General features: G+C 67.5%; 24 protein-coding genes. 11 read left to right on the top strand and 13 right to left on the bottom strand.

Annotated elements, in window-relative coordinates:
• Positions 1-39 precede the first annotated feature (39 nt).
• From ggt to B7D75_RS18440, 5 genes are all read right to left on the bottom strand, one after another.
• On the bottom strand, positions 40-1,713 hold the full coding sequence (ggt, locus tag B7D75_RS18460; protein ID WP_107114303.1) for a gamma-glutamyltransferase: 1,674 nt from the start codon (positions 1,711-1,713) through the stop codon (positions 40-42).
• A 77-nt stretch (positions 1,714-1,790) separates the two neighbouring features.
• Positions 1,791-2,525, bottom strand: a complete 735-nt coding sequence (locus tag B7D75_RS18455) for an amino acid ABC transporter ATP-binding protein (RefSeq protein WP_003157966.1) — start codon at positions 2,523-2,525, stop codon at positions 1,791-1,793.
• Complete coding sequence (locus B7D75_RS18450) at positions 2,522-3,190, bottom strand: amino acid ABC transporter permease (RefSeq protein ID WP_012076541.1); 669 nt, start codon at positions 3,188-3,190, stop codon at positions 2,522-2,524. The genes B7D75_RS18455 and B7D75_RS18450 overlap by 4 nt, the downstream gene beginning before the upstream one ends.
• On the bottom strand, positions 3,187-3,933 hold the full coding sequence (locus B7D75_RS18445; RefSeq protein ID WP_034079960.1) for an amino acid ABC transporter permease: 747 nt from the start codon (positions 3,931-3,933) through the stop codon (positions 3,187-3,189). Before B7D75_RS18445 ends, B7D75_RS18450 begins: the two co-directional genes overlap by 4 nt.
• A 201-nt stretch (positions 3,934-4,134) precedes the next feature.
• Complete coding sequence (locus B7D75_RS18440) at positions 4,135-5,043, bottom strand: glutamate/aspartate ABC transporter substrate-binding protein (protein ID WP_003157969.1); 909 nt, start codon at positions 5,041-5,043, stop codon at positions 4,135-4,137.
• Between the two features lie 450 nt (positions 5,044-5,493).
• On the opposite strand from B7D75_RS18440, the gene pagP reads away from it, so the two are divergent.
• The 3 genes from pagP to B7D75_RS18425 all read left to right on the top strand — a co-directional run bounded on the left by pagP (position 5,494) and on the right by B7D75_RS18425 (position 8,605).
• A complete protein-coding gene (gene pagP, locus B7D75_RS18435) occupies positions 5,494-5,949 on the top strand; it encodes a palmitoyltransferase PagP (protein ID WP_003157970.1) in 456 nt (151 codons plus the stop codon).
• Between the two features lie 88 nt (positions 5,950-6,037).
• Positions 6,038-6,832, top strand: coding sequence for an SDR family NAD(P)-dependent oxidoreductase (locus B7D75_RS18430; protein WP_033998927.1), 795 nt, complete (start codon positions 6,038-6,040; stop codon positions 6,830-6,832).
• A gap of 183 nt (positions 6,833-7,015) precedes the next feature.
• Positions 7,016-8,605 (top strand): RimK family protein, encoded by a 1,590-nt coding sequence (locus B7D75_RS18425; protein ID WP_107114302.1) that lies wholly within the window; start codon positions 7,016-7,018, stop codon positions 8,603-8,605.
• A gap of 15 nt (positions 8,606-8,620) precedes the next feature.
• Here B7D75_RS18425 and B7D75_RS18420 read toward each other — a convergent pair whose 3' ends face one another.
• Together B7D75_RS18420 and B7D75_RS18415 are read right to left on the bottom strand one after the other, a co-directional pair.
• Positions 8,621-9,517, bottom strand: coding sequence for an Orn/Lys/Arg family decarboxylase (locus tag B7D75_RS18420; protein WP_107114301.1), 897 nt, complete (start codon positions 9,515-9,517; stop codon positions 8,621-8,623).
• Positions 9,518-10,032: 515 nt separating this feature from the next.
• Positions 10,033-10,680 carry a helix-turn-helix transcriptional regulator gene (locus tag B7D75_RS18415; protein WP_003154826.1) on the bottom strand — a complete coding sequence of 216 codons (648 nt, stop codon included), beginning with the start codon at positions 10,678-10,680 and terminating at the stop codon, positions 10,033-10,035.
• A gap of 422 nt (positions 10,681-11,102) precedes the next feature.
• Between B7D75_RS18415 and B7D75_RS18410 the strand changes: the two genes are divergently transcribed.
• The 4 genes from B7D75_RS18410 to B7D75_RS18390 all read left to right on the top strand — a co-directional run bounded on the left by B7D75_RS18410 (position 11,103) and on the right by B7D75_RS18390 (position 14,126).
• The gene (locus tag B7D75_RS18410; RefSeq protein WP_107114300.1) at positions 11,103-11,447 is read left to right on the top strand and encodes a hypothetical protein; all 345 of its coding nucleotides are present in this window, start codon (positions 11,103-11,105) and stop codon (positions 11,445-11,447) included.
• 162 nt (positions 11,448-11,609) lie between these two features.
• The gene (locus B7D75_RS18405) at positions 11,610-11,960 is read left to right on the top strand and encodes a YciI family protein (RefSeq protein WP_003158104.1); all 351 of its coding nucleotides are present in this window, start codon (positions 11,610-11,612) and stop codon (positions 11,958-11,960) included.
• 175 nt (positions 11,961-12,135) lie between these two features.
• Positions 12,136-12,885, top strand: a complete 750-nt coding sequence (locus tag B7D75_RS18395; protein WP_107114299.1) for a DUF899 domain-containing protein — start codon at positions 12,136-12,138, stop codon at positions 12,883-12,885.
• Positions 12,886-12,902: 17 nt separating this feature from the next.
• Positions 12,903-14,126 carry an RNA polymerase sigma factor gene (locus B7D75_RS18390; RefSeq protein WP_043100056.1) on the top strand — a complete coding sequence of 408 codons (1,224 nt, stop codon included), beginning with the start codon at positions 12,903-12,905 and terminating at the stop codon, positions 14,124-14,126.
• Positions 14,127-14,132: 6 nt separating this feature from the next.
• Here the strand turns inward: B7D75_RS18390 and B7D75_RS18385 are convergent, their stop codons facing one another.
• The 3 genes from B7D75_RS18385 to B7D75_RS18375 form a co-directional block, all read right to left on the bottom strand.
• Positions 14,133-15,335 carry an MFS transporter gene (locus tag B7D75_RS18385; RefSeq protein ID WP_107114298.1) on the bottom strand — a complete coding sequence of 401 codons (1,203 nt, stop codon included), beginning with the start codon at positions 15,333-15,335 and terminating at the stop codon, positions 14,133-14,135.
• A gap of 168 nt (positions 15,336-15,503) precedes the next feature.
• Positions 15,504-15,917: a VOC family protein gene (locus B7D75_RS18380; RefSeq protein ID WP_012076531.1), complete on the bottom strand. Its 414-nt coding sequence runs from the start codon at positions 15,915-15,917 to the stop codon at positions 15,504-15,506.
• 36 nt (positions 15,918-15,953) lie between these two features.
• A complete protein-coding gene (locus B7D75_RS18375; RefSeq protein WP_003157225.1) occupies positions 15,954-16,379 on the bottom strand; it encodes a YciI family protein in 426 nt (141 codons plus the stop codon).
• A 256-nt stretch (positions 16,380-16,635) separates the two neighbouring features.
• On the opposite strand from B7D75_RS18375, the gene B7D75_RS18370 reads away from it, so the two are divergent.
• From B7D75_RS18370 to B7D75_RS18360, 3 genes are all read left to right on the top strand, one after another.
• Positions 16,636-16,905 (top strand): MoaD/ThiS family protein, encoded by a 270-nt coding sequence (locus B7D75_RS18370; protein WP_003157224.1) that lies wholly within the window; start codon positions 16,636-16,638, stop codon positions 16,903-16,905.
• A gap of 22 nt (positions 16,906-16,927) precedes the next feature.
• Complete coding sequence (locus B7D75_RS18365; RefSeq protein WP_107114297.1) at positions 16,928-18,025, top strand: WD40/YVTN/BNR-like repeat-containing protein; 1,098 nt, start codon at positions 16,928-16,930, stop codon at positions 18,023-18,025.
• Between the two features lie 68 nt (positions 18,026-18,093).
• Positions 18,094-18,570, top strand: coding sequence for a YbaK/EbsC family protein (locus tag B7D75_RS18360; protein ID WP_033998935.1), 477 nt, complete (start codon positions 18,094-18,096; stop codon positions 18,568-18,570).
• A gap of 15 nt (positions 18,571-18,585) precedes the next feature.
• Here B7D75_RS18360 and B7D75_RS18355 read toward each other — a convergent pair whose 3' ends face one another.
• On the bottom strand, positions 18,586-18,984 hold the full coding sequence (locus B7D75_RS18355) for a VOC family protein (RefSeq protein ID WP_053817466.1): 399 nt from the start codon (positions 18,982-18,984) through the stop codon (positions 18,586-18,588).
• Between the two features lie 37 nt (positions 18,985-19,021).
• On the bottom strand, positions 19,022-19,672 hold the full coding sequence (locus B7D75_RS18350; protein WP_074197512.1) for a helix-turn-helix domain-containing protein: 651 nt from the start codon (positions 19,670-19,672) through the stop codon (positions 19,022-19,024).
• Here B7D75_RS18350 and rhtA point away from each other — a divergent pair.
• Positions 19,671-20,564: a threonine/homoserine exporter RhtA gene (rhtA, locus tag B7D75_RS18345; protein WP_012076528.1), complete on the top strand. Its 894-nt coding sequence runs from the start codon at positions 19,671-19,673 to the stop codon at positions 20,562-20,564. The two genes, B7D75_RS18350 and rhtA, sit on opposite strands and share 2 nt — an antisense overlap.
• Here the strand turns inward: rhtA and pmpM are convergent.
• On the bottom strand, positions 20,547-21,980 hold the full coding sequence (gene pmpM, locus B7D75_RS18340; RefSeq protein ID WP_053817465.1) for a proton-coupled multidrug efflux MATE transporter PmpM: 1,434 nt from the start codon (positions 21,978-21,980) through the stop codon (positions 20,547-20,549). The genes rhtA and pmpM overlap by 18 nt on opposite strands.
• Positions 21,981-22,320 lie beyond the last annotated feature (340 nt).

Raw genomic sequence — 22,320 nt, 5'->3', positions numbered from 1 at the left:
GCAATCAGGCGCGGGCGGCCTCGACCGCCCGCCGTCCTGTCAGGGTTTCACCACCAGGCCGACGCCGCGGCCTCGGGGGTCGGAAGCGGTCTCCACGGCCTTGCCGTCGACGCGGATGGCCTGGATGTCACCCATGTTCCAGCCCTGGTCCTCCAGGGTGTAGCCCATCGCCTTCAGTTCCTCGGCGACCTTGCCGGTGAGCGGCGCGTAGGCGTCGTAGTAGATCGTGTCCTTGGGCAGCAACTGGTGGTGCACGCGCTGCGCGGCGACGGCCTTCTCCAGCGGCAGATGGAAGTCGTAGATGTTGTTCAGCACCTGGAAGATCGAGGTGAATATCCGCGAACCGCCGGGAGTGCCGAGCACCAGGCTGACCTTGCCGTCGCGGGTGACGATGCTCGGGCTCATCGAGGAAAGCATGCGCTTGCCCGGCTCGATGGCGTTGGCGTCGCTGCCGACCACGCCGAAGGCGTTGGCCACGCCCGGCTTGGCGCTGAAGTCGTCCATCTCGTCGTTGAGCAGGAAGCCGGCGCCCTTGACCACCACGCCGCTGCCGAAGTCCCAGTTGAGGGTGTAGGTGTTGCTCACCGCGTTGCCGTCGGCGTCGACGATGGAGAAGTGCGTGGTCTGGTGCGGTTCCAGGCCGGGACGGACCTTCTCGGTCGGCGAGATCGCCGCCGGATTGACCTCGGCGGCACGCTGTTTCAGGTACGCCGGGTCGGTCAGGCGCGCCACCGGGACCTTGGCGAAGTCCGGGTCGCCGAGGTAGTCGGCACGGTCGGCGAACACGCGTTTCTCGATCTCCGCCAGCAGGTGGATGTAGCGCGCGGAGTTCAGCTCGACGCCCTTGAAGTCGGCGGCGCGGTTTTCCTTGATGCCCAGCAACTGGGCCAGGGCGATCCCGCCGGAGCTTGGCAGCGGTGCGGTATAGAGCGTGTTGCCCTGCCAGTCGACGCGCATCGGTTCGCGCCACCTGACCTTGTAGTCGGCGAGGTCCTGGTGGGTGATCAGTCCCTTGTCCTGCTGCATCTGCGCCACCAGCAGGTCGGCGGTATGGCCCTTGTAGAACTCGTCCGGGCCCTTGTCGGCGATGCGCTCCAGGGTCTTCGCCAGGTCCGGCTGGAGGAACGCCTCGCCGGCCTTCATGTGGCCGAAGTAGTCGCCGAAGTTGGTCTTGCCGTTGAACAGGGCGACGGCGTCCTGGCGGTACTGGAACTGCTTGTCGGCGACCTTGAAGCCCTTTTGCGCGTAGCCGATGGCCGGGGTCAGCAGCTCGCTCCAGGGCAGCTTGCCGAACCGCTTGTGGGCTTCCCAGAGGCCCATCACGGTGCCCGGCACGCCGGCGGCCTTGGCGCCGACCAGGCTGAGGTTCTCGATCACCTCGCCCTTGTCGTCCAGGTACATGGTCTTGCTCGCGGCCTTCGGCGCCACCTCGCGGTAGTCGAGGAAGTACGGCTTGCCGTCCATGTACAGGGTCATGAAGCCGCCGCCGCCGATGTTGCCGGCCTCGGGGTAGGTGACCGCCAGGGTGAAGGCGGTGGCCACAGCGGCGTCCACCGCGTTGCCGCCGGCCTCGAGGATCTGCGCGGCGACCTTGGCGCCGTACTCGTCGGGCGCGGCGACGGCGCCGCCGTCGAGCGTGGTGGCGAAGGCCGAGGAGGATGCGGCGGCGATGGCGACGCCGAGGGACAGGGTTCTGAAGAGCACAGGTTGCATGGGCTTTCCCTATTTATTGTTATCGCAGGCGAGGGTAGAGCAGGCCCCCGCCGGGCGGGCCGGCGAGGGCGGGTACATCAGTGCGGGAGGATCTTGGCGAGGAACTGCTGGGCGCGTTCGGAGCGGGCGCTGACGTCGCCGAAGAACTCCTCCTTCTCGCAGTCTTCCACGATCTGCCCGCGGTCCATGAAGATCACCCGGTTGGCGACCTTGCGCGCGAAGCCCATCTCGTGGGTCACGCACATCATGGTCATGCCTTCCTGGGCCAGCTGGACCATCACGTCGAGCACCTCGTTGACCATTTCCGGGTCGAGCGCCGAGGTCGGCTCGTCGAACAGCATCACCACCGGGTCCATCGCCAGCGCGCGGGCGATCGCCACGCGCTGCTGCTGGCCGCCGGAGAGCTGGCCGGGGTGCTTGTGCGCGTGCTCCTTGAGACCGACGCGCTCGAGCAGGGCCAGGCCCTTCCTGGTGGCTTCTTCCTTGCTGCGGCCGAGTACCTTGATCTGCGCGATGGTCAGGTTCTCGGTGATGCTCAGGTGGGGAAACAGCTCGAAATGCTGGAACACCATGCCGACCCGCGAGCGCAGCTTGGGCAGGTTGGTCTTCGGATCGGCGATGGAGGTGCCGTCGACGACGATGTCGCCCTTCTGGAAGGGTTCCAGTGCGTTGACGCACTTGATCAGGGTCGACTTGCCCGAGCCCGACGGCCCGCAGACCACCACCACTTCGCCTTTCGCAACCTCGGTGGAGCAGTCGGTCAGGACCTGGAAGTCGCCATACCACTTGCTGACATTCTTGATGGAAATCATACGGTTAACCTTTTCTGCAGACGTTTGACGGCGAACGAGGCGGTGAAGCTTACGACGAAGTAGACCAGGCCGGCGAAAATCAGGAACTCGTTGGCCTGGCCGATGATGTCGCCGCGTGAACGGGCCGAATTGAGGAAGTCCATCAGGCCGACGGTATAGACCAGCGAGGTGTCCTGGAACAGGATGATGCTCTGTTGCAGCAGCAGCGGGGTCATCTTGCGGAACGCCTGCGGCAGGATCACCAGGCGCATGGTCTGCCCGTAGGTCATGCCCAGTGCCTGGGCGGCGCCCATCTGGCCTTTCGGGATGGCCTGGATGCCGGCGCGGACGATCTCGCAGTAATAGGCCGCCTCGAACATCATGAAGGCCACCAGGCAGGAGGTGAACGCCCCCACCGGGGTGTCCTCGCCGGTGATCCAGCGCAGGATGAAAGGCACCGCGAAGTAGAACCAGGTGATCACCAGCAGCAGCGGGATCGAGCGGAAGTAGTTGACGTAGAAGCCGGCGATGTTCGACAGCAGCTTGCTGCTCGACAGCCGCATCAGCGCCAGCACGGTACCCAGCGCGACGCCGCCGAGGACGCCGAGGACCATCAGCTTGAGGGTCATCAGCATGCCTTCCCAGAGGCTCGGCAGGGCGGGAACGATTCCACTGAAGTCCATCATTTACCTCCTACGGAGATCAGGCCCGGTACGGCGACCTTTCTCTCCACCAGGCGCATGATCAGCATCAGGCTCATGTTCAGCGTGAAGTAGATCAGCGTGGCCAGGGTGAAGGCCTCGAACAGGTTGGCGGAGAACTCGGCGGTCTGCTTGGTCTGCGCGAGCAGTTCCATCAGGCCGATCAGCGAGGCCACCGAGGAGTTCTTGAAGATGTTGAGGAACTCCGAGGTCAGCGGCGGGATGATGATCCGGAAGGCCTGGGGCAGCAGCACGTGGCGGTAGATCTGCGGCAGGCGGAAGCCCATCGCGCGGGCCGCCGAGGTCTGTCCGTAGGGCAATGCCTGGATGCCGGTGCGCACCTGCTCACAGACTCGCGCGGCGGTGAACAGGCCGAGGCAGATGACCACGCTCAGGTAGGCCGAGGTGGTCGGGTTGAGGTCCTGCTTGAACCAGGTCTGCAGGCCCTCGGGCAGCAGGTCGGGCACCAGGAAGTACCAGATGAACAGCTGCACCAGCAGCGGCACGTTGCGGAAGAGTTCCACGTAGGCGGTGGCGATGCCCGATACCAGGCGGTTCGGCACGGTGCGCATGACGCCGAGCAGCGAGCCCAGCGCCAGGGCGATGATCCAGCCGACCAGGGCGATGGCGATGGTCCAGCCCAGACCGGCGATGTACCAGTCGAGGTAGGTTTCGCTGCCGATCCCGGTGGACTTGAAGAACACGCCCCAGTCCCAGTTGTAATTCATGTTGGGGTTTCCCCTCGGTTCAATCGGTTGCAGACACTGGCGAGGAAGGACGGCGCCGGCAGGGCCTGGCGGCCCGCGGCGCGGTACTTCCGGGGGAGACGGCTGGGGAGGGGCGAGCCCCTCCCGCGTCCCCGAGGCCCCGCCGCGAAGCGGGGGCGACGCGCGAAGCGCTGGCGCTCTTGGAGGAACGCCAGGCGCTCGTTACATCTGCTCGGCGGCCTTGTCGGTCGGATTGGCGATCAGCTTCTTCAGCTCGTCGCTCATGGGGAAGTTGAGGTTCAGGCCCTTCGGCGGGATCGGCTGGGTGAACCACTTGTCGTAGATCTTGTTGACCTCGCCGGAGGCGTAGGTGTCGGTGATGGCCTTGTCGACCACCTTCTTGAACGCCGCGTCGCCCTTGCGCACCATGCAGCCGTAGATCTCGAAGGACTGCGGGGTGCCGCCGACGACCCAGTCGTCCGGCTTCTTGGCCTTGGCCATTTCGCCGTAGAGCAGCGCGTCGTCCATCATGAAGGCCACCGCGCGGCCGGACTCGAGCATCATGAAGGACTCGCCGTGGTCCTTGGCGGAGATGATGTTCATGCCCATCTTCTTGTCCGCGTTCATGGCCTTGAGCAGGCGCTCGGAGGTGGTGCCGGCGGTGGTCACCACGTTCTTGCCCTTGAGGTCGTCGAAGTCCTTGATGTTGGCGGTCTTCTTCGACAGCAGGCGGGTGCCGACCTCGAAGATGCCGACGGAGAAGTCGACCTGCTTCTGGCGCTCTTCGTTGTTGGTGGTGGAGCCGCACTCGATGTCCACGGTGCCGTTCTGCACCAGCGGGATGCGGGTCTGCGAAGTGACCAGGTTGTAGCGGACCTTCAGGTCGGGGAGGTTGAGTTCCTTCTTCACCGCCTCGACCACTTTCAGTTGCAGGTCGTGGGAATAGCCGATCGGTTTGCCCGGTTCGACGCCGAGGTAGGAGAAGGGAATCGAAGCGTCACGGTGACCGAGGGTGATGGTGCCGGTGTCCTTGATCTTCTTCAGCGTGCCGGTGAGCTCGTCAGCGACGACCGGAGCGGACAACAGAGCGGCCACGATGGCGGTGCTCAGCAGACTGGGAGCGATACGCATGAATTTCTTCCTCGACTTGTTTTGATTTTTATTGAGCCGCGAGCGCCTGGCCTCTCCGGGACAGGGTGTTTCGCGGTTTTCCCCGGCAGGGGAAGCCACGAGAGTATCGTGCTTGCCGAACAGTGTAGTGGCAGGATGCATGCCAGCTTATGAAATCCGGCTGTTTTTAGCCTAACTTGTTGAAGATAAAAGAAATTAAATTTGGATGAAAATGCCCCGAAATGGCCTTCCGTCCGCTCTTCCGAATATTTTCGGGGCATGGCGTTCGGTTTTCCGAACGTTTTGCCGAAGGCCGTTCTTGAGCCTTTTCAGGGTTTTCTGACGGTTCGTTCAGAAACTGTTCAGGCTTCATTCAGTCCCGATTCAGGCCGGGTTCAGCACACTCCACGCTGCGAGGCGCAAGCCGTCACGTCTTGCCTTCCTTCCCTGGCGACGGTCCCTGGAGCCCACATGCGCTTTCCCATCCTGAGCCTGCTGGCCGTGCTCGCCGCACCTGCCTGGGCCGCCGACGGCGAGTTCTGGTACTTGCAGACAAGCGTCTATACGCGGCATTTCAACCCGGACCCGGAGCACAACAACCATCAGGACCTGCTCGGCCTCGAATACAACCGCGCCGATGGTGTGCTGGCCGGCGGCGCCACCTTCCGCAACTCCTTCCGCCAGCGCTCCAACTACGCCTACCTGGGCAAGCGTTTCGACAGTGACAGCCACCCGGTCTACCTGAAGGTCACCGGCGGCCTGTTGCAGGGCTATCGCGGCGAATACCGCGACAAGATCCCGCTGAACCGCTTTGGCGTGGCGCCGGTGATCATTCCCTCGGTAGGGATGCGCTTCGGCGCGCTGGGCAGCGAGCTGGTGCTGCTGGGCAATTCGGCGGCGATGATCAACGTCGGCCTGCGTCTCTGAGGCGGGCGCGGAACGCTGGCTGGTCTAGGCTGTCGTCTGTTCCCCGAGCCGCGTTCCCGAGCGGTTCGCCATTCGACAGGAGACTCCCATGCAGATCGATCTGAGCGACAAACTGGCGATCGTCAGCGGTTCCACCGCCGGCATCGGCTTCGCCATCGCAACCGGGCTCGCCGCCGCTGGCGCCACCGTGGTGGTCAACGGCCGCAGCCAGGCGGCGGTGGACCGTGCGATCGCGGCGATCCGGGACGGCCAGCCGGATGCCAGGGTCCGCGGCGTCGCCGGCGACCTGGGTACGGCGGAGGGCTGCGCGGCCTTCGTCGCCGCCGAGCCGAAGGCGGACATCCTGGTCAACAATCTGGGCATCTTCGAGCTGAAGGACTTCTTCGACATCGAGGACGCCGAGTGGAGCCGCTTCTTCGAGGTCAACGTGATGTCCGGGGTGCGCCTGGCCCGCGCCTACGTCCCGGGAATGGTCGAGCGCGGTTGGGGACGAGTGGTGTTCCTGTCTTCGGAGTCGGCGTTGAACATCCCGGCGGACATGATCCACTACGGCTTCAGCAAGACCGCCAACCTCTCGGTGTCGCGCGGCCTGGCCAAGCGCCTGGCCGGCAGCGGGGTGACGGTGAACGCGGTGCTGCCCGGGCCGACCCTCACCGAAGGCGTCGCCGAGATGCTCCGCGAGGATGCGCGCAAGGCCGGGCAGAGCATAGAAGAGGCCGGCACCGCCTTTGTTCGGCAGCACCGCTCCAGTTCGATCATCCAGCGCCTGGCGACGCCCGAGGAAGTCGCCAACCTGGTGGTCTACACCTGCTCGACCCAGGCCTCGGCGACCACCGGCGCGGCCCTGCGGGTCGATGGCGGGGTGCTCGACAGCCTGGCCTGAGGAGCGCGCAACGCCAGCGTAAAAACACTCCTCGGCACGCCTGGCACGGCACCCGGCGGCCCTGGCCGGTTGCCACGCCGGCGCCTGGCGGCGGCGCTCGTAAAGCTTGCGTAACGAGGCGCGACAGGAAGTGCGGGGAGGTCTAGAACGGCAGGTACCGTCATTCAGAGGATACCGCCACTCATGTCAGCAGCCTCGCTAGCCTTCCTCGACGGGTCGCTCCCCATGACCCCCGTCGAGCAACCCCGACCGCCGGCTCTCGCCGACCTCGGCAGCCGCCTGATGATCGTCGTCGAGCGACGCGAGGACTGGGCCTCCTACCTGCCCAGCGAGGAAGTCCTCACCGTCCAGGAATACCTCGAGCAATCGGCGCGCGACCACGGCGGCCGCCGCGTGCAGGTGATCAACCTGTGCCGCGGCTACAAGTACCTCGGCCTCGGCTACTACTGTTCGCTGCTGGCCGAGGCCCGCGGCCACCGGGTGATCCCGTCGCTGCGCTGCATCAGCGAACTGGCTCGCAAGTCGGTGTACGGGCTGGCCCTGGGCGGCCTCGACAAGGCCCTGGACAAGGCGCTGTGCCGCACGCCCTATGGCGCCACCGACGGCTTCACCCTGACCCTGTATTTCGGCCATACCGAGTTCGAGCCGCTGGCCGACCTGGCCCGCCAGTTGTTCGAAGCCTTTCCCTGCCCGATCCTGCTGGTGGAGTTCCGTCGCCAGCAGGGCTGGCATATCGAGGGAGTGCGTCCTGGCGTGCTGAACCGCCTGCGTGGCGACCAGGAGGATGTCTTCGCCGGAGCCCTCGACGCTTTCAGCCGGCGCGCCTGGCGCATGCCGCGTTCGCGGCGGGTGGCGCGCTACGACATGGCGATCCTGCACGATCCCGACGAAGCGCTGCCGCCGTCCAACCCGCAGGCGCTGGCCAACTTCGTGCGGGTCGGCGCCAGCCTCGGCATCGACGTCGAACTGATCGGACGCAAGGACTACGCACGCCTGGCCGAGTTCGACGCCCTGCTGATCCGCGAGACCACCCGGGTCGACCACCACACCTATCGCTTCGCCGAGAAGGCCGAGCGCGAAGGCCTGGTGGTGATGGACGACCCGGCATCGATCCTGCGCTGCACCAACAAGGTCTACCTGGCCGACCTGCTCGGCTGCCGGCAATTGGGCATGCCGCTCACCGAGATCCTCTACAAGGAACGCCCGCAGGACTGGCAGCGGGTGGCCCGGCGCCTGGGCTTCCCACTGGTGCTGAAGATTCCCGATGGCTGCTTTTCCCGCGGGGTGGTCAAGGTCAACGACGACAGCGAACTGCTGGCGGCGGCGAGCGAGCTGTTCGAGCGTTCGGTCCTGTTGCTGGCGCAGGAGTTCTTCTACACCGAGTACGACTGGCGCATCGGTGTGCTCGACCGCCAGCCGTTGTACGCCTGCCAGTACTTCATGTCGCGCGGCCACTGGCAGATCTACAACCACAAGGCCGACGGCCAGGACGTCAACGGCGAGTGCCGCGCCGTACCGCTGGAGCAGGTGCCGCCGGCGGTGCTGGAGCTGGCTCTGGAGGCGGCCGGGCGGATCGGCGACGGCCTCTATGGGGTGGACCTGAAGCAGGCCGGCGACAGGGTGCTGGTCATCGAGGTCAACGACAACCCGAACCTCGACGCCGGCATCGAGGACGGCCAGCTCGGCGACGAACTCTACCGGCGCATCCTCCAGGCCTTCGTCCGCCGCCTGGAGCTCAAGCATCGCGGGCAACTGAGCAAGGCGCTGCGCTGAACATGGCGGCCTTGCTCAGGGTGCCAAGCGCAGGGCGAGCGCGGCCGGCTTGACGCAACGAACCACATGGCGGCCGCGCGCGTCCACCTCGATCCCCTGTAGCAGCGGCTCGAAGCCGGGGAAGTGTTCGCCGAAGGTCCGCAGCGCCAGCAGATAGTCGACCAGCGCTCGCGGTTCCAGGGGCACGCGGTCACCCGGCAGCAGCAGGGGCGGGTCGGCCGGGCCGGCGCCGATCAGGCTGACGACGACGCGTCCGCCAAGGTCGGCCAGTTCCACCCACTCGGTCTCGCCGTTGACCAGGTAGCCGTAGAGCGCGGCCGGCGAGACCGCGCCGCGGATGGCGGTCCCGACGCTGGCCGCGGCCAGCTCGGCGAGGCGCAGGCGGAGCGAGGCCTCGTGGATCATTGCGCAGAGTTCGCGCAGTCCCAGGTAGTTGTAGAGGGGCGAGCTCTCCAGCAGGTCGGGTATCACCTGTTTCAGCGGCGCATCTTCGTCATGCCAGCGCTTGAACTCCAGCAGCTTGTCCACCAGCGGACGGGCATGTTCCGGCTGGGCGTCCCGGGGAAGGAACAGCAGCACGCGATAGTCTCCGGTGCACAGCGGCGTGATGCCATGGCGACGCAGATAGCGCGAGACCACCTGCGCAGGGACTCCGAAGCTGGCCGGGCGACCCTGGGCATCGAGTCCCGGACAACCCAGGTCGACTCGCAGGGCTAGCGACTGGCAACAACTGCCGGGTGCCCGGCTGAAATCCTGCCAGCGTCGGCGCGCGGGCGCTTCCTCCGCGGCGTGGGAGGCGGCTACGGCGGGCTGGAAGAACCAGTGGTGGCCGTCCTGTCCGGCCAGTCGCTGCATGGCTGCGCGCAGCGCCTGATGGAAGGCCTGGGCGAGTGGCTCGCGCTCCTCGGACAAGGGCTCCGGCGAGTCGGACAGCGGCGTCGCCGCCGGTCCGGAGGGGGACGGCGGCGAGGCATGCTGGTTCAGGTATCCCGAGAAAAACGCAAGCGTCGCAGGGAAGAACTCGTCGCTATGGATGACCCTGATGGGATAACCATTGTAGGTGGAGCGGGAAAGGGTTCGAGTGGGCGATTGGCAATAGCCGGTTTCTTCCCGGGTTTGCGCGTGAGGTGGTTTCTTCGGAAATCTCTGATCGATGAATATGGCGTTTGAATCCTGGCTGGTAATTCTTAGGAAAATTCTCACAGAACATGCCGGCCAGGCGGGAGGCGAGGGGTGGCTGGTACCTTTGAAAGTGATATATCCGCCCTCCACAGCCACTTCCCGCTCGCCAACATTGTCGCAGGAAAGGAAGTTGCCTGGAGCCATGGAAAACTCTTTTCGATACATGCCGTTGTCCTTTTTCTCGAATTCTCTCGGGACGGCGCTGGCAATCAGGGAAGTTTGCCTGCCGTCGATTTCAAGGAGTGTCAGTGGTTGATGACGTACTTGGCGCTGGCGAAGGCCGGAGGAATGTAGAAGTTCCACTTGTTGCGCCGCGCCAGGGTCTTGAAGGCGCTGATGGAAGTGCAATCGGCTTTCTGGAAGATGTTGCTCTTGTGAAACTTTATGGTGCTCAGGGAACGACTGATCTGTTCGGCTATTTCCTTTTCCGACAGGCCGGCGAGCATCAGGTAGATCACGTCCCACTCACGTGCGGTGAACAATGGCGTGGGCTGCGTGAAGGTGAAGGTGCCGATGCCATCGGTGGCGATGAAGCCGCGCGGGGCGATGGACGTCAGCGACTTGGCATGGGCGATCACGCCGGTGCGGTTGGCCCGGCGGTCGTACAGCGGCATCCGCTCGAAGTAGAGACAGCGGGGGGCGGGATGGTCCTCGGCGCTGAGCAGCGCCAGCGCCTCTATGCGCTTGCCGGTCTGGATCACCAGCTTGTCGTGCAATTCGATGTTGCTGCTGAACGGCGAAAGCAGGGAGCTTTTCTGACCGAACTGCGGGGTAATCAATTCCATGTAGCGTCGATTGACGTAGACGAAGTTCAGACAGGTGTCCTTTACGCTCCAGGCTTCTTCGCTCTGCTCCCAGGAAATGATCAGTTCGATAGGAATATGCACCGACATGTGTCGACTCATATCCTGAATTCTTTCGATATCCGATAACGTCATAGGCTACTCCACTCATTACATACATGTGGGTGGAACTTTGAATGGAAGGAGGTTGGTTAAGGCGAGTGCCTGTCGGGATGGTCGAATGTTTACAGGGTCATTTCTGCTGGCCATGTTTCGGGATCGGCTTATTCTCCTGTCGACGAGGAATCATGAGGTTGCTCTTTTAGTCTCAGGTTATATCCGTACCTGCTGGCTAGTGCTGTACCTTTGATAGGGTTTTTTTGCGCTGTTCTAATAGGTTTTCCGAGCGATGCGGTGAATGGAACGACAGGGCCCGGACTGGCTTGCCGGGCGTCATGCCGTCGGTCATGCGCGGGTGGCAGCGTCGCTATCGGCGGTTATCGTGTAACGCTGGGAGCTGCCAGGAGGACGCCATGTCCAGCCTCACCGTGCTGTCGCTGGCCGCCGTCCTGGCCGTGCCGGCCTGGCCCGCATTCGCCGGGGAGCCGCTGCCGGACGACCTGCCGCCAGCGGTGCCCGCCGCGCCAGCGACCGAACCGATTCCCATGGGTCGCGCGCCGCAGCCGCAGCGGCAGATCGTCGAGCCGGCGCTGCCGGGCGGCGCGGCGCGGCGGCAGGAGGAAAAGCCACGTGCCGCCGAGGAAGGCCTGCGGATCGGCAACGGCCGCCTGCGCATTCGCCAGGACGATGCCGGGCCGACCCGCGAGAGCCCGCTGCGCGATCCCCTCCTGAATCCCTACGCCCCGCGCCAGCCCTGACCGACGGCCCGCGCCGCGGGGCCCGGGCGGGTCTAGGCTTGTGCTGCGCCCGCGCCGACCGTTCGTCCGCGCCGCGCGGTTTTCTTCCCGCCCCTGTCGAAAGGCGCTTGCGCCGGGCGACTACTGAACGAACGGATCGTCGATCCGCACCAGGAGCCCACCATGAAATACCTCTGCCTGATCTATTTCGACGAAGCGAAGCTGGCCGCCGTACCGGCCGAGGAAGTCGCCGCCATCGTCGACGAGTGCATGAGCTACACCGACCAGTTGAGCAAGGCCGGCCACTACATCGCCTCGCACGCCCTGCAGTCGGTACAGAGCGCCACCACCCTGCGTCACCAGGGCGGCAAGCTGGCGATGACCGACGGTCCGTTCGCCGAGACCAAGGAGCAACTCGGCGGCTTCTACCTGATCGAGGCCAGGGACCTGAACCAGGCGTTGCAGATAGCCGCGAAGATCCCGCCGGGACGGCTCGGCTGCGTCGAGGTGCGGCCGATCAAGGAGTGGGAGTGAACGGCGCCCGGCGCCGGAGGTGGAGCATGTGCCCCGTTTGTATCGCGTCCCTGTCCCTGCTGTTCGCCGGCGGCGCTTCGCTGACCGGCATCGCCCTGCTGGGCGGGCGTCGGCGCCCGTCACGGGCGAAGGCGGAGTCCGGCGGCAAACCTGGAATTTCCGTGGAGAATCGGCAATGAACCTTTCCTTGCAGGAACACCCGGTGACCAGCCGGGAAGACTGGCTGGATGCCCGCCGCCGCCTGCTGGCGCGGGAAAAGCAACTGACCCGGCTGCGTGACCAGCTCGCCGCCGAACGCCGCCAACTGCCCTGGGTCCGGGTGGAGCGGGACTACCGCTTCCAGGGCGAGCACGGCGAGCGTTCGCTGGCCGAGCTGTTCGGCGGCAACAGCCAACTGATCGTCTACCACTTCATGTTCGGTCCCGGCTGGAGCGAAGGCTGCGTCGGCTGCTCGTTCCTCGCCGACCACATCGACGGCGCCAACCAGCATCTGGCGCACCACGATGTCAGCCTGGTGGCGGTATCGCGCGCGCCGCTGGAGGAGTTCCAGGCATTCCGCCGACGCATGGGTTGGCGCTTCGCCTGGTATTCCTCCCACGGCAGCGCTTTCAACCGCGATTTCGGCGTGGCCTTCGACAAGGCGCAGCTGGCCGCCGGCGCGGTCGACTACAACTATGAGCCGAGCCGCGATGCCGGCGAGGAAATGCCCGGCGCCAGCGTGTTCTACCGCAACCCGGCGGGCGAGGTGTTCCACACCTATTCGGCCTACGCGCGCGGCCTGGACATCCTGCTCACCATCTACAACTTCCTCGACCTCACGCCCAGGGGCCGCAACGAGGAGCAGATCATGGACTGGCTGCGCCATCACGACCGCTACGACGAGGCGTCGAGAAGCGCCTGCTGCCACGCGGAGGGTCGCCATTGAGGGCGCACGGCGAGCCATTGCGCAGCCGCATCGATGCGCTCTACCGCGAGGAGTCGCGGCGCGTGCTGGCGACCCTGATCCGCCTGCTCGGCGATTTCGAACTGGCCGAGGAGGCATTGCACGACGCCTTCATCGCTGCCGTCGAGCAGTGGCCGCGCGACGGTATCCCACGCAACCCGCGCGCCTGGCTGGTTTCCGCCGGGCGCTTCAAGGCCATCGACAACCTGCGCCGGCGCTCGCGCTTCGACGCCTCGCAGCGGCTGCTCGCCGAGCAGCTGGAAGACCAGGGCGAAGCGCCGCCGGAGGAGGGCGAGGCGGTGGAAGACGACCGGTTGCGCCTGATCTTCACCTGCTGCCACCCGGCGCTGACCGCCGAGGCCCAGGTGGCGCTGACCCTGCGCGAGGTCTGCGACCTGCGCACCGAGGAGATCGCCCGCGCGTTCCTCGCCGCGCCGAGCGCCATCGCCCAGCGCATCGTGCGGGCGAAGAACAAGATTCGCGACGCCCGGATTCCCTACCAGGTACCGGCCCTGGACGAGTTGCCCGGGCGCCTGGACAACGTCCTGCAGGTCATCTACCTGGTGTTCAACGAAGGCTACTCGGCGTCTGCCGGCGAGCGCCTGACCCGCGCCGATCTCAGCGGCGAGGCGATCCGCGTCGGTCGCCTGCTGGTCGAGCTGCTGCCGGACCCGGAGGCCCTCGGCCTGCTCGCCCTGATGCTGCTGCACGACTCGCGGCGCCAGGCGCGTACCTCGGCCAGCGGCGAACTGGTGCGGCTCGACGAGCAGGACCGCGCGCTGTGGAACCGCGAACTGATCGGCGAAGGCCTCGACCTGGTCGAGCGGGCCCTGGCCAGCCGCCGCTTCGGTCCCTATACCCTGCAGGCGGCGATCGTCGCGGTGCACGCTCGCGCGCCGCGCGCCGAGGACACCGACTGGGTGCGGATCGTCGCTCTCTACGACATGCTGCTGCGCCTGGCGCCATCGCCGGTGATCGAGCTCAACCGCGCCGTGGCCCTGGCCATGCGCGACGGCATCGAGGCCGGGCTGGCGGTGGTCGACGCGCTGCTGGCGCGCGGCGAGCTGGATGGCTACCACCTGGCGCATTCGGCGCGCGCCGACTTCTGCCGCCGGCTCGGCCGCCGCCAGGAGGCACGCGAGGCCTACCGCGCGGCGCTGGCCCTGGCGCGCCAGGAGCCGGAGCGACGCTTCATCGAGCGACGCCTGCGCGAGCTCGACTGAGGCGCGTCAGGCGGCGTCGGCGCAGGTCGCCGGCGCCTCGCCGCGGGTGAGCCACCAGAACAGCAGCGCCACCAGGCTGATCGCCGCGCCGAGCAGGCTCACCCCGTGCCAGCCGGCCCAGGCGTACATCGCCGTGCCGGCGCTGGCGCCCAGGCCGCTGCCGGCGGCGTAGAACAGCATGTAGCAACCCACCAGGCGGCTGTGCGCGCGTGGATCGATGGCGAAGACCAGGCTCTGGTTGAGCACGTGGATCGCCTGCCCGGCGAGGTCGAGCAGCAGCACGCCGAGCACCAGCGCCAGCAGCGAGTCCGCGCCGAGGCCCAGCGGCAGCCAGGACAGCAGCAACAGCAGCAGGGCGGCGCCGCTGAGCGGCTGTGCGTGGCCACGGTCGGCCAGGCTGCCGGCGCGCGCCGCGCCCAGTGCGCCGAGCGCGCCGACCAGGCCGAAGGCGCCGATGGCGCTGTGCGACAGCGCATGGGGCGGCGCGCTGAGCAGCAACGCCAGGCTGCTCCAGAACACCCCGAAGGCGGCGAACATCAGCAGCCCGAGCAGGCCGCGCACCTGCAGCGTGCGCTGGCTCGCCAGCAGGACGAACATCGAGCCGAGCAGTTGCCGGTAGGACAGCCCCAGCGCGTTCGCCGGCGCTGCCGGCAGCACCCGCCAGAGCAGCAGGCCGAGCGCGGCCATGGCCGTCGCCGAGACCAGGTAGACACTGCGCCAGCCGCCGAGGTCGGCGAGCAGCCCGGCCAGCGTGCGCGCCAGCAGCAGGCCGATGACCACGCCGCTCTGCGCCGCGCCGACCACCCGGCCGCGCTCGCCCGGCGCCGCCAGCGCCGCGGCGTAGGCCAGCAGGCCCTGGGTCATGGCGGTGCCGAGCAGACCCAGTCCGAGCAGGCCAAGCGCCAGGCCAAGGGCGTCGCCGGCGAAGCCCACCAGCAGCAACGGCAGCACCAGCAGCAGGAGCTGCACGAACATCAGCCGGCGGCGCTCCAGCAGGTCGCCCAGCGGTACCACCAGCAGCAGGGCCAGGGCGCAACCGGCCTGGGTCGCGCCGAACAGCAGGCCGACCCCGGCCTGGTCGATGGCGAACTCGGCGCCGAGGGCGTCCAGCAGCGGCTGGGCGTAGTAGACGTTGGCCACGCTGAGACCGCAGGCGATGGCGAACAGCAGCACCAGCGCGGAGGGGAGGGAGGATGGCGAGGATGGCATGCGAAGCGCTCCGTAAGGTTTCAATATGAAACTAAATCGGAGGCTAGGAATTTTGGTTTCAAAATGCAACTTAAATTATCGCAGCAATGCGTCTATCGATAGCGACTCGCGCACAGCGGAACGCGGGCCCGCCGCCGATTTACCTGGCGGCGGGCCGCGTAGCGGACGCTACCGGTCCTGCTCGCAGTTGACCATCCAGGCCACGCCGAAGCGGTCGGTGAACATGCCGAAGCTCGCCGCCCAGAAGGTCGGGCCCAGCGGCATCTGCACCGAGCCGCCCTCGGCGAGGGCATTGAACAGGCGCTCGGCCTCGGCCTTGCTGTCGACGTTGAGGCTGATGGAACAGCCCTTGATGCCTTCGTAGGGATAGGCCGGGTGATTGTCCGAGGCCATCAGGGCGAAGCTGCCGACCACCAGCCGTGCGTGCATGATCTTGTCTTTCCAGTCGGCCGGGATGTCGCCGCACTCGGGGCTGTCGCCGAACGGCAGCATGGCCTCCAGGGTGCCGCCCAGGTGCTGGTGGTAGCAGGTGAAGGCCTCCCGGCAATTACCGTTGAAGATCAGGTAGGGGACGATTTGCATGGCGCTTTCCTCGTTCTTGGCGGAGTGCGGGGCGGTTCAGTTGCGTTTTTCCAGTTCGGCGCGCAGGCGCTCCTCGCGCTCGCGCAGTTCCGGGGTGAACTCCTCGCCGAAGTCCTCGGCCTCGAAGACCTGGCGGATCTCGATCTCGGATTCGCCGTCGAACGGGTTGGGGCAGCGCTTGACCCACTCGATGGCTTCTTCCAGGGAGGCCACCTGGAACATCCAGAAACCGGCGATCAGCTCGCGGGTTTCGGCGAAGGGGCCGTCGATCACTGTCCGCGTGCTCCCGGAAAAGCGCACCCGCGCGCCTTTCGCGCTCGGCTGCAGGCCTTCGCCGGCGAGCATCACCCCGGCCTTGACCAGTTCCTCGTTGTAGCGGCCCATCGCCGCGAGCAGTTCCTCGCTGGGCATCTCGCCGGCTTCGGAAGCCTGGGTGGCCTTGACGATCACCATGAATCTCATCTGCGTTCTCCTTGTTGTTCTGCGCAATGCGGCCCGTTCTGGCCCGCCTCCCGAACTGGTCGAACGGCGGGCCGGCGGATCGACAGGTGACGGCGGTTTTTTCGCTGGCCGGGGCAGTATAGGAGGCCCGCGCCGAGCGGCCGGGATGGCCGACGAGCGTCGCTGCGGAGCTTGCCGACCGCTGGGCGGGCCGCGCCAGCCGTGGCCTGCAGGGCTTCTACACTGTTCCAGCAGAGCCACTTCCGCGAGCCCCGGCATGCCCCGTATCGTCTTCGCCCCGGCCATCCAGCGGCATGTCGCCATGCCTGCCCTGGAGGTCAGCGCCGCCAGCGTCGCCGCCGCCTTGCAGGCGGCCTTCGCCCGCGAACCGCGTCTGCGCGGCTACCTGCTCGACGACCAGGGCGGCCTGCGCCGGCATGTGGCGCTGTTCGTCGATGGCGTGCAGGTCCGCGACCGCCGCGGCCTGGGTGACCGCCTCGAAGCCGACAGCGAGGTCTACGTGGTGCAGGCGTTGAGCGGCGGTTGAGCACGACAGAGGAGGACATCCGGTGAGCGAGCGACTCTACGTCGGCACCCGCAAGGGTCTGTTCGAACTGCAGCGCAACGCGGCGGGCCGGTGGCTGCCAATGGCCAGCCACTTCCTCGGCGAACCGGTGAGCATGCTCCTCGCCGATCCGCGCGACGGCGCGCTCTACGCGGCGCTGAACCTCGGCCATTTCGGCGTCAAGCTGTGGCGTCGCGACGCCGGCGCGACGGACTGGATGGAATGCGCGGTGCCGGTCTATCCGCCGCAGCCACCAGCGGCCGCAGGGCAGGCGGCGGAACCTCACTGGTCGTTGCAGCAATTGTGGATCCTCGAGCCAGGCGGCGCCGACCGCCCCGGCACGCTGTGGGCCGGGACCATCCCCGGCGGCCTGTTCCGCTCCGACGACCGTGGCGCCAGCTGGCGCCTCAACCGCGAACTGTGGGAGCGACCCGAACGCGCCCAGTGGTTCGGCGGCGGCTACGACCATCCCGGCATCCACTCCATCTGCGTCGATCCGCGCGACAGCCGCCACCTCTCCGTCGCGGTGTCCTGCGGCGGCGTCTGGCAGAGCCACGACGACGGCCGCAGCTGGACCTGCACCACCAAAGGCATGCGCGCCGACTACATGCCGCCGGAGCAGAGCGAGGAGGCGGCGATCCAGGACCCGCACCGCCTGGTGCAGTGCCAGGCGCGCCCGGAGTTCCTCTGGGTACAGCACCACAACGGCATCTTCCGTTCCCGCGACGGCGGCCTGCATTGGCAGGGCGTGGTCGCCGAGCCGTCCAGCTTCGGCTTCGCCGTCGCCGTGCACCCTCGGCAGCCGGACACGGCCTGGTTCGTCCCGGCGACCAAGGACGAATGCCGAATCCCCAGGGACGCCCGCTTCGTGGTCACCCGCACCCGCGACGGCGGCCGCAGCTTCGAGACCCTCGCCCGTGGCCTGCCGGAGGGCCCGGCCTACGACCTGGTCTACCGCCACGGCCTGGACATCGACCCCAGCGGCGAACGCCTGGCCATGGGCTCGACCACCGGCGGCCTGTGGCTCAGCGAGAACGGCGGGGAGGACTGGCAGCCGCTCTCGGCCAACCTGCCGCCGATCTACTGCGTGCGCTTCGCCTGAGCGCGCGGCGCTGGACAGCCTTGGCGCGCTTGCATAAGTTCGTGGGTTTTCGCCAAGGAGCCCACCCCATGAGCCTCGAATCCGTCCGGCGGTTCTTCGCCGAGAAAGCCCCGGACCTGCGCATCATCGAGCTGGAGACCAGCACCGCCACCGTCGCCCTGGCCGCCGAGGCCCATGGTGTGGAGCCGGGGCGGATCGCCAAGACCCTGTCGCTGCGCGTCGGCGAGCGCACCGTACTGGTGGTGGCGCGCGGCGATGCGCGGCTGGACAACCGCAAGATCAAGGCCGCGTTCGGCGGCAAGGCGAAGATGCTCGGCGCCGAGGAAGTGGTCGAGCTGACCGGGCACCCGGTCGGTGGAGTCTGCCCGTTCGGCCTGGCGACGCCGCTGGCGGTGTACTGCGACGTCTCGCTGCAAGCCTTCGACGAAGTGCTGCCGGCCGCCGGCGCGGTGCACAGCGCGGTGCGCATCGCCCCGCGGCGGATGGCCGAGCTGGTCGGCGCGCAGTGGGTCGATGTGTGCCAGGAAGTCCTCCAGGAAGCCTGACGACAACTGCCGGGCTCAGGCCAGGTTGAGCTGCCAGGACACCCCGAAGCGGTCGGCCAGCCAGGCGAAGCGCCGGCTGAAACCGTAGTCGCCGAGCGGCATCAGGGCCTTGCCGCCGTCGCCCAGGGCTGCGGCCAGGCGTTCGATCTGCGCGTCGCCCTCGCACTCGACGAAGAACGAGAACGCCGGGGTGAAATCGAAGGCATGGCGCACATGGCTGTCGATGCAGTGCACGCTCTGGTCGCCGAGGCGGAACAGCGCCTTCAGCACCGAGCCCTCCGGGCCCGGCCCCTCGGCGCCGTAGCGCTGGATCTGGAGGATCTCGGCGTCGTCGAACAGCGACAGGTAGAAGTTCATGGCCGTCTCGGCCTGGACGCCCTGGAACATCAGGAAGGGTCGTACGCGTGCGCTCATCGCGGTTTCCTCTGGAAGGCTGGCTCGACGCTAGAGCCTAGCTCACCACATTGCGGGTGAAACGCACCACCTCGTCCCCGTCGTTGACGTAGGCGTACGGCTGGTCGCTGGCGAAGGCATGGAAGTCGCCGGCCGCGATGCACCGCTCGCCGTCGGCCAGTTCCAGGCGCAGGCGGCCCTCGATGACCAGCACCATCTCCCGCCAGCCGGCGGCGTCGGGTTCCGACACGTAGCGCTCGCCCGGCCCCAGCGACCAGGCCCAGAGTTCCACCTCGCGGCGCGCCGGCGCGCTGGCCAGGAGGGTGGCGCGGCTCTCCGGGTGGCGGCCGACCCAGGCCACCGCGTTGATCCGCGAGCGGTCGGTGGCCGCTGCCTGGACCAGGTCGGGGAACAGCACGCCGAGGGCGGCGGCGATGCGGTCGAGGGTCGACAGGCTGACATTGACGTCGCCGCTCTCGATGCCCACCAGCATCCGCCGGCTGACGCTGGCCGCGCGGGCCAGCGCTTCCTGGCTGAGGCCGGCTTGCAGGCGCAGGCGGCGGACGTTGCCGGAGACATGTTCGAGGACGCTGGGGCGTTCGGTAGGGTTGGGCAATATATTGCTCACTGTTGCGGTTTTGCGCATTATAGTGCACATCCCGTTTCCCGCAGTCCATCGGGCTGCTTCCCACTGCCGGACCTCTTGCATGACCTCCACCTCCCGCGGCCTCGCCGGAACGCTGTTGCCGGTCGGCCTGCTATTGATCGCCATGGCCTCGATCCAGAGCGGCGCCTCCCTGGCGAAAAGCATGTTCCCCCTGGTCGGCGCCCAGGGCACCACGGCCCTGCGGCTGTTCTTCGCCGCGCTGATCCTGCTGCTGTTCCTGCGCCCCTGGCGCAAGCGCCTGAGCCTGCAATCGCTGCGTTCGGTGGTGGTCTACGGCATCGCCCTGGGCGGCATGAACCTGCTGTTCTACCTTTCGGTGCGCACGGTGCCGCTGGGCATCGCGGTGGCCCTGGAGTTCACCGGGCCGCTGCTGGTGGCGATCCTCTCCTCGCGGCGCCTGCTGGATTTCCTCTGGATCGGCCTGGCGGTGTTCGGCATCTGGCTGTTGCTACCGCTGGGCGACAGCGCCGAGCCGCTCGACCTGGTCGGCGCCGCCTACGCCCTCGGCGCCGGCGTGTGCTGGGCGCTGTACATTCTCTTCGGCCAGCGCGCCGGCGCCGACCATGGCGCCCAGGGCGCCGCGCTGGGGGTGCTGGTGGCGGCCATCCTGGTGGTGCCGATCGGCGTCGCCCACGCCGGCGCCGACCTCCTCGACCCGGCGCTGATCCCGCTCGCGCTGGGCGTCGCGGTGCTCTCCACGGCCTTGCCCTACACCCTGGAAATGGTCGCGCTGACCCGCCTGCCGGCGCGCACCTTCGGCACCCTGATGAGCATCGAGCCGGCTTTCGGCGCGCTCTCCGGGTTGCTGTTCCTCGGCGAGCGGCTGAGCCCGACCCAATGGCTGGCCATCGGCGCGATCATCCTCGCCTCGGTCGGCACCACCCTCAGCGTCAAGTCGCGCGGCCCCGCCCCGGCGCTACCGGCCAAGGACTGAGGCGGCCGCCGCGTTCTCGCGTTGCAGGCGCTCGTGCTGGCGGATGAAGCGCCGCGCGCTGCGCGCCAGGCGGATGCAGAGCATGATCGCGGCGCCGGTCAGGCCCACCACCAGGCCCTGCCACAGGCCGCGCGGTCCGCTGGGTTCCTGGAACCAGTCGGTGAGGCCGAGGCTGTAGCCCACCGGCAGGCCGATGCCCCAGTAGGCGAAGAGGGTCATGATCATCGTCACCCGGGTGTCCTGGTAGCCGCGCAGGGCGCCGGCGGCGGTGACCTGCAGGGCGTCGGAGAACTGGAACAGCGCGGAGAACACGATCAGCGAGGCGGCGATGGCGATCACCGCCGGGTCCGGCGAATACATCGCGGCGATCTGCTCGCGCAGCAACAGCATCAGGCTCGCCGAGACGCAGGCGTAGCCCAGCGCCGCGGCCATCCCCACGCCGGCGGCGAAGCGCGCGTCGCGCGGCAGGCCGGCGCCGAGGTTGTGGCCGACCCGTACGGTCACCGCCATCCCCAGCGAATAGGGAATCATGAACACCAGCGCGCTGAAGTTCAGGGCGATCTGGTGGCCAGCCACCACGTTCTCGTCGAGTCCGCCGATCAGCAGGGCGATCACCGAGAAGATGCTCGACTCGGCGAACACCGCGATGCCGATCGGCAGGCCGACCGCCACCAGCGGGCCGATGGTCGCGCGATCCGGCCACTCCCAGCGCGAGAACAGCTGGCTGGCGCGGTAGATGGAAGCCTTGTTCACCCAGAACAGCATGCCGAGGAACATGAACCACATCACCGAGCCGGTGGCCCAGCCGCAACCCGGGCCGCCCATCTTCGGCATACCGAAGTGGCCATAGATCAGCGCATAGTTGATCGGGATGTTCAGCAGCAGCCCGCCGATGCCCAGTACCATGCTCGGCCGGGTCCGCCCCAGGCCGTTGGTGTAGCAGCGCAGCACGTGGTACAGCGCCGCCGCCGGGAAGCCCAGGGCGATCCCCTTGAGGTACAGCAGGCTCGGCCCGATCAGCTCCGGGCGCACCTTCATCAGCCCGAGGATCGGTTCCGACAGCCACCACAGCACCGCCCCCGACAGCGGCCCGATCAGCAGCGCCAGCCACAGCGCCTGGCGCACCAGCGGCCCGGTGCCGGGCTGGTCGCCGGCGCCGTAGCGCTGGGCGACCTTGGCCGTGGTGGCGAGCAGGGTGCCGGTCATCAGCAGGAACATCGGGATCCAGATCGAGTTGCCCAGCGCCACTGCCGCCAGGTCATGCGGGCTGGCGCGGCCGGCCATCACCGCGTCGACGAAGCCCATGGCGGTGGTCGCCAGCTGCGCGATCATGATCGGCGCGGCGAGGGTCAGCAGTTCCTTGAGTTCGGCGCGGATGCGCAAGCCACGGGAAAGGGGCAGGGCGGGGCTGTTCACGGCGGTCCTTGTCTGGGCAGGGGAACCGGCTAGTTTACGGGTTGACGGGGTGGTCAGGAAGGGTGGGCATGGTCGTGCCGGTTATCCGCCGCAAACCCGTGGCAGCGGCGGATAACGCCTGTGGCGTTATTCGCCCTACCGCCGCTACGCGCAGGCAAACGACCCCGCGTTGTTGAAACCAGGCCCCGGAGAGCGGACAACCGCTTGGCGGTAATCCGCCGAATAGCCATGGCAGCCCCGGACAACGCGCCCTGGACACGCGGGACACCTCTCCCAGACTTTTCCGCAGCGTCTCTCAGACGCCCAGGCATCGGCCCGTTGCGGCGTTGGCTCGCCGCAG

This window comes from Pseudomonas paraeruginosa (assembly GCF_003025345.2).
In the GTDB taxonomy this organism is placed as follows: domain Bacteria; phylum Pseudomonadota; class Gammaproteobacteria; order Pseudomonadales; family Pseudomonadaceae; genus Pseudomonas; species Pseudomonas paraeruginosa.
The sequence above is the reverse complement of the archived record's forward strand: the minus strand, read 5'-3'. Positions and strand labels throughout refer to the sequence as shown.

Excerpts from the sequence above, each read along its gene's own strand:
- B7D75_RS18415 (WP_003154826.1), bottom strand. The coding sequence starts at position 10,680 with ATGTCGGTGCATATTCCTATCGAACTGATCATTTCCTGGGAGCAGAGC.
- B7D75_RS18405 (WP_003158104.1), top strand. The coding sequence starts at position 11,610 with ATGAAATACCTCTGCCTGATCTATTTCGACGAAGCGAAGCTGGCCGCC.
- B7D75_RS18375 (WP_003157225.1), bottom strand. The coding sequence starts at position 16,379 with ATGAGATTCATGGTGATCGTCAAGGCCACCCAGGCTTCCGAAGCCGGC.
- B7D75_RS18430 (WP_033998927.1), top strand. The coding sequence starts at position 6,038 with ATGCAGATCGATCTGAGCGACAAACTGGCGATCGTCAGCGGTTCCACC.
- B7D75_RS18450 (WP_012076541.1), bottom strand. The coding sequence starts at position 3,190 with ATGATGGACTTCAGTGGAATCGTTCCCGCCCTGCCGAGCCTCTGGGAA.
- B7D75_RS18385 (WP_107114298.1), bottom strand. The coding sequence starts at position 15,335 with ATGCCATCCTCGCCATCCTCCCTCCCCTCCGCGCTGGTGCTGCTGTTC.
- B7D75_RS18410 (WP_107114300.1), top strand. The coding sequence starts at position 11,103 with ATGTCCAGCCTCACCGTGCTGTCGCTGGCCGCCGTCCTGGCCGTGCCG.
- B7D75_RS18355 (WP_053817466.1), bottom strand. The coding sequence starts at position 18,984 with ATGAGCGCACGCGTACGACCCTTCCTGATGTTCCAGGGCGTCCAGGCC.
- B7D75_RS18370 (WP_003157224.1), top strand. The coding sequence starts at position 16,636 with ATGCCCCGTATCGTCTTCGCCCCGGCCATCCAGCGGCATGTCGCCATG.
- rhtA (WP_012076528.1), top strand. The coding sequence starts at position 19,671 with ATGACCTCCACCTCCCGCGGCCTCGCCGGAACGCTGTTGCCGGTCGGC.
- B7D75_RS18455 (WP_003157966.1), bottom strand. The coding sequence starts at position 2,525 with ATGATTTCCATCAAGAATGTCAGCAAGTGGTATGGCGACTTCCAGGTC.
- B7D75_RS18440 (WP_003157969.1), bottom strand. The coding sequence starts at position 5,043 with ATGCGTATCGCTCCCAGTCTGCTGAGCACCGCCATCGTGGCCGCTCTG.
- B7D75_RS18380 (WP_012076531.1), bottom strand. The coding sequence starts at position 15,917 with ATGCAAATCGTCCCCTACCTGATCTTCAACGGTAATTGCCGGGAGGCC.
- B7D75_RS18350 (WP_074197512.1), bottom strand. The coding sequence starts at position 19,672 with ATGCAAGAGGTCCGGCAGTGGGAAGCAGCCCGATGGACTGCGGGAAAC.
- B7D75_RS18425 (WP_107114302.1), top strand. The coding sequence starts at position 7,016 with ATGTCAGCAGCCTCGCTAGCCTTCCTCGACGGGTCGCTCCCCATGACC.
- pagP (WP_003157970.1), top strand. The coding sequence starts at position 5,494 with ATGCGCTTTCCCATCCTGAGCCTGCTGGCCGTGCTCGCCGCACCTGCC.
- ggt (WP_107114303.1), bottom strand. The coding sequence starts at position 1,713 with ATGCAACCTGTGCTCTTCAGAACCCTGTCCCTCGGCGTCGCCATCGCC.
- B7D75_RS18395 (WP_107114299.1), top strand. The coding sequence starts at position 12,136 with ATGAACCTTTCCTTGCAGGAACACCCGGTGACCAGCCGGGAAGACTGG.
- B7D75_RS18360 (WP_033998935.1), top strand. The coding sequence starts at position 18,094 with ATGAGCCTCGAATCCGTCCGGCGGTTCTTCGCCGAGAAAGCCCCGGAC.
- B7D75_RS18445 (WP_034079960.1), bottom strand. The coding sequence starts at position 3,933 with ATGAATTACAACTGGGACTGGGGCGTGTTCTTCAAGTCCACCGGGATC.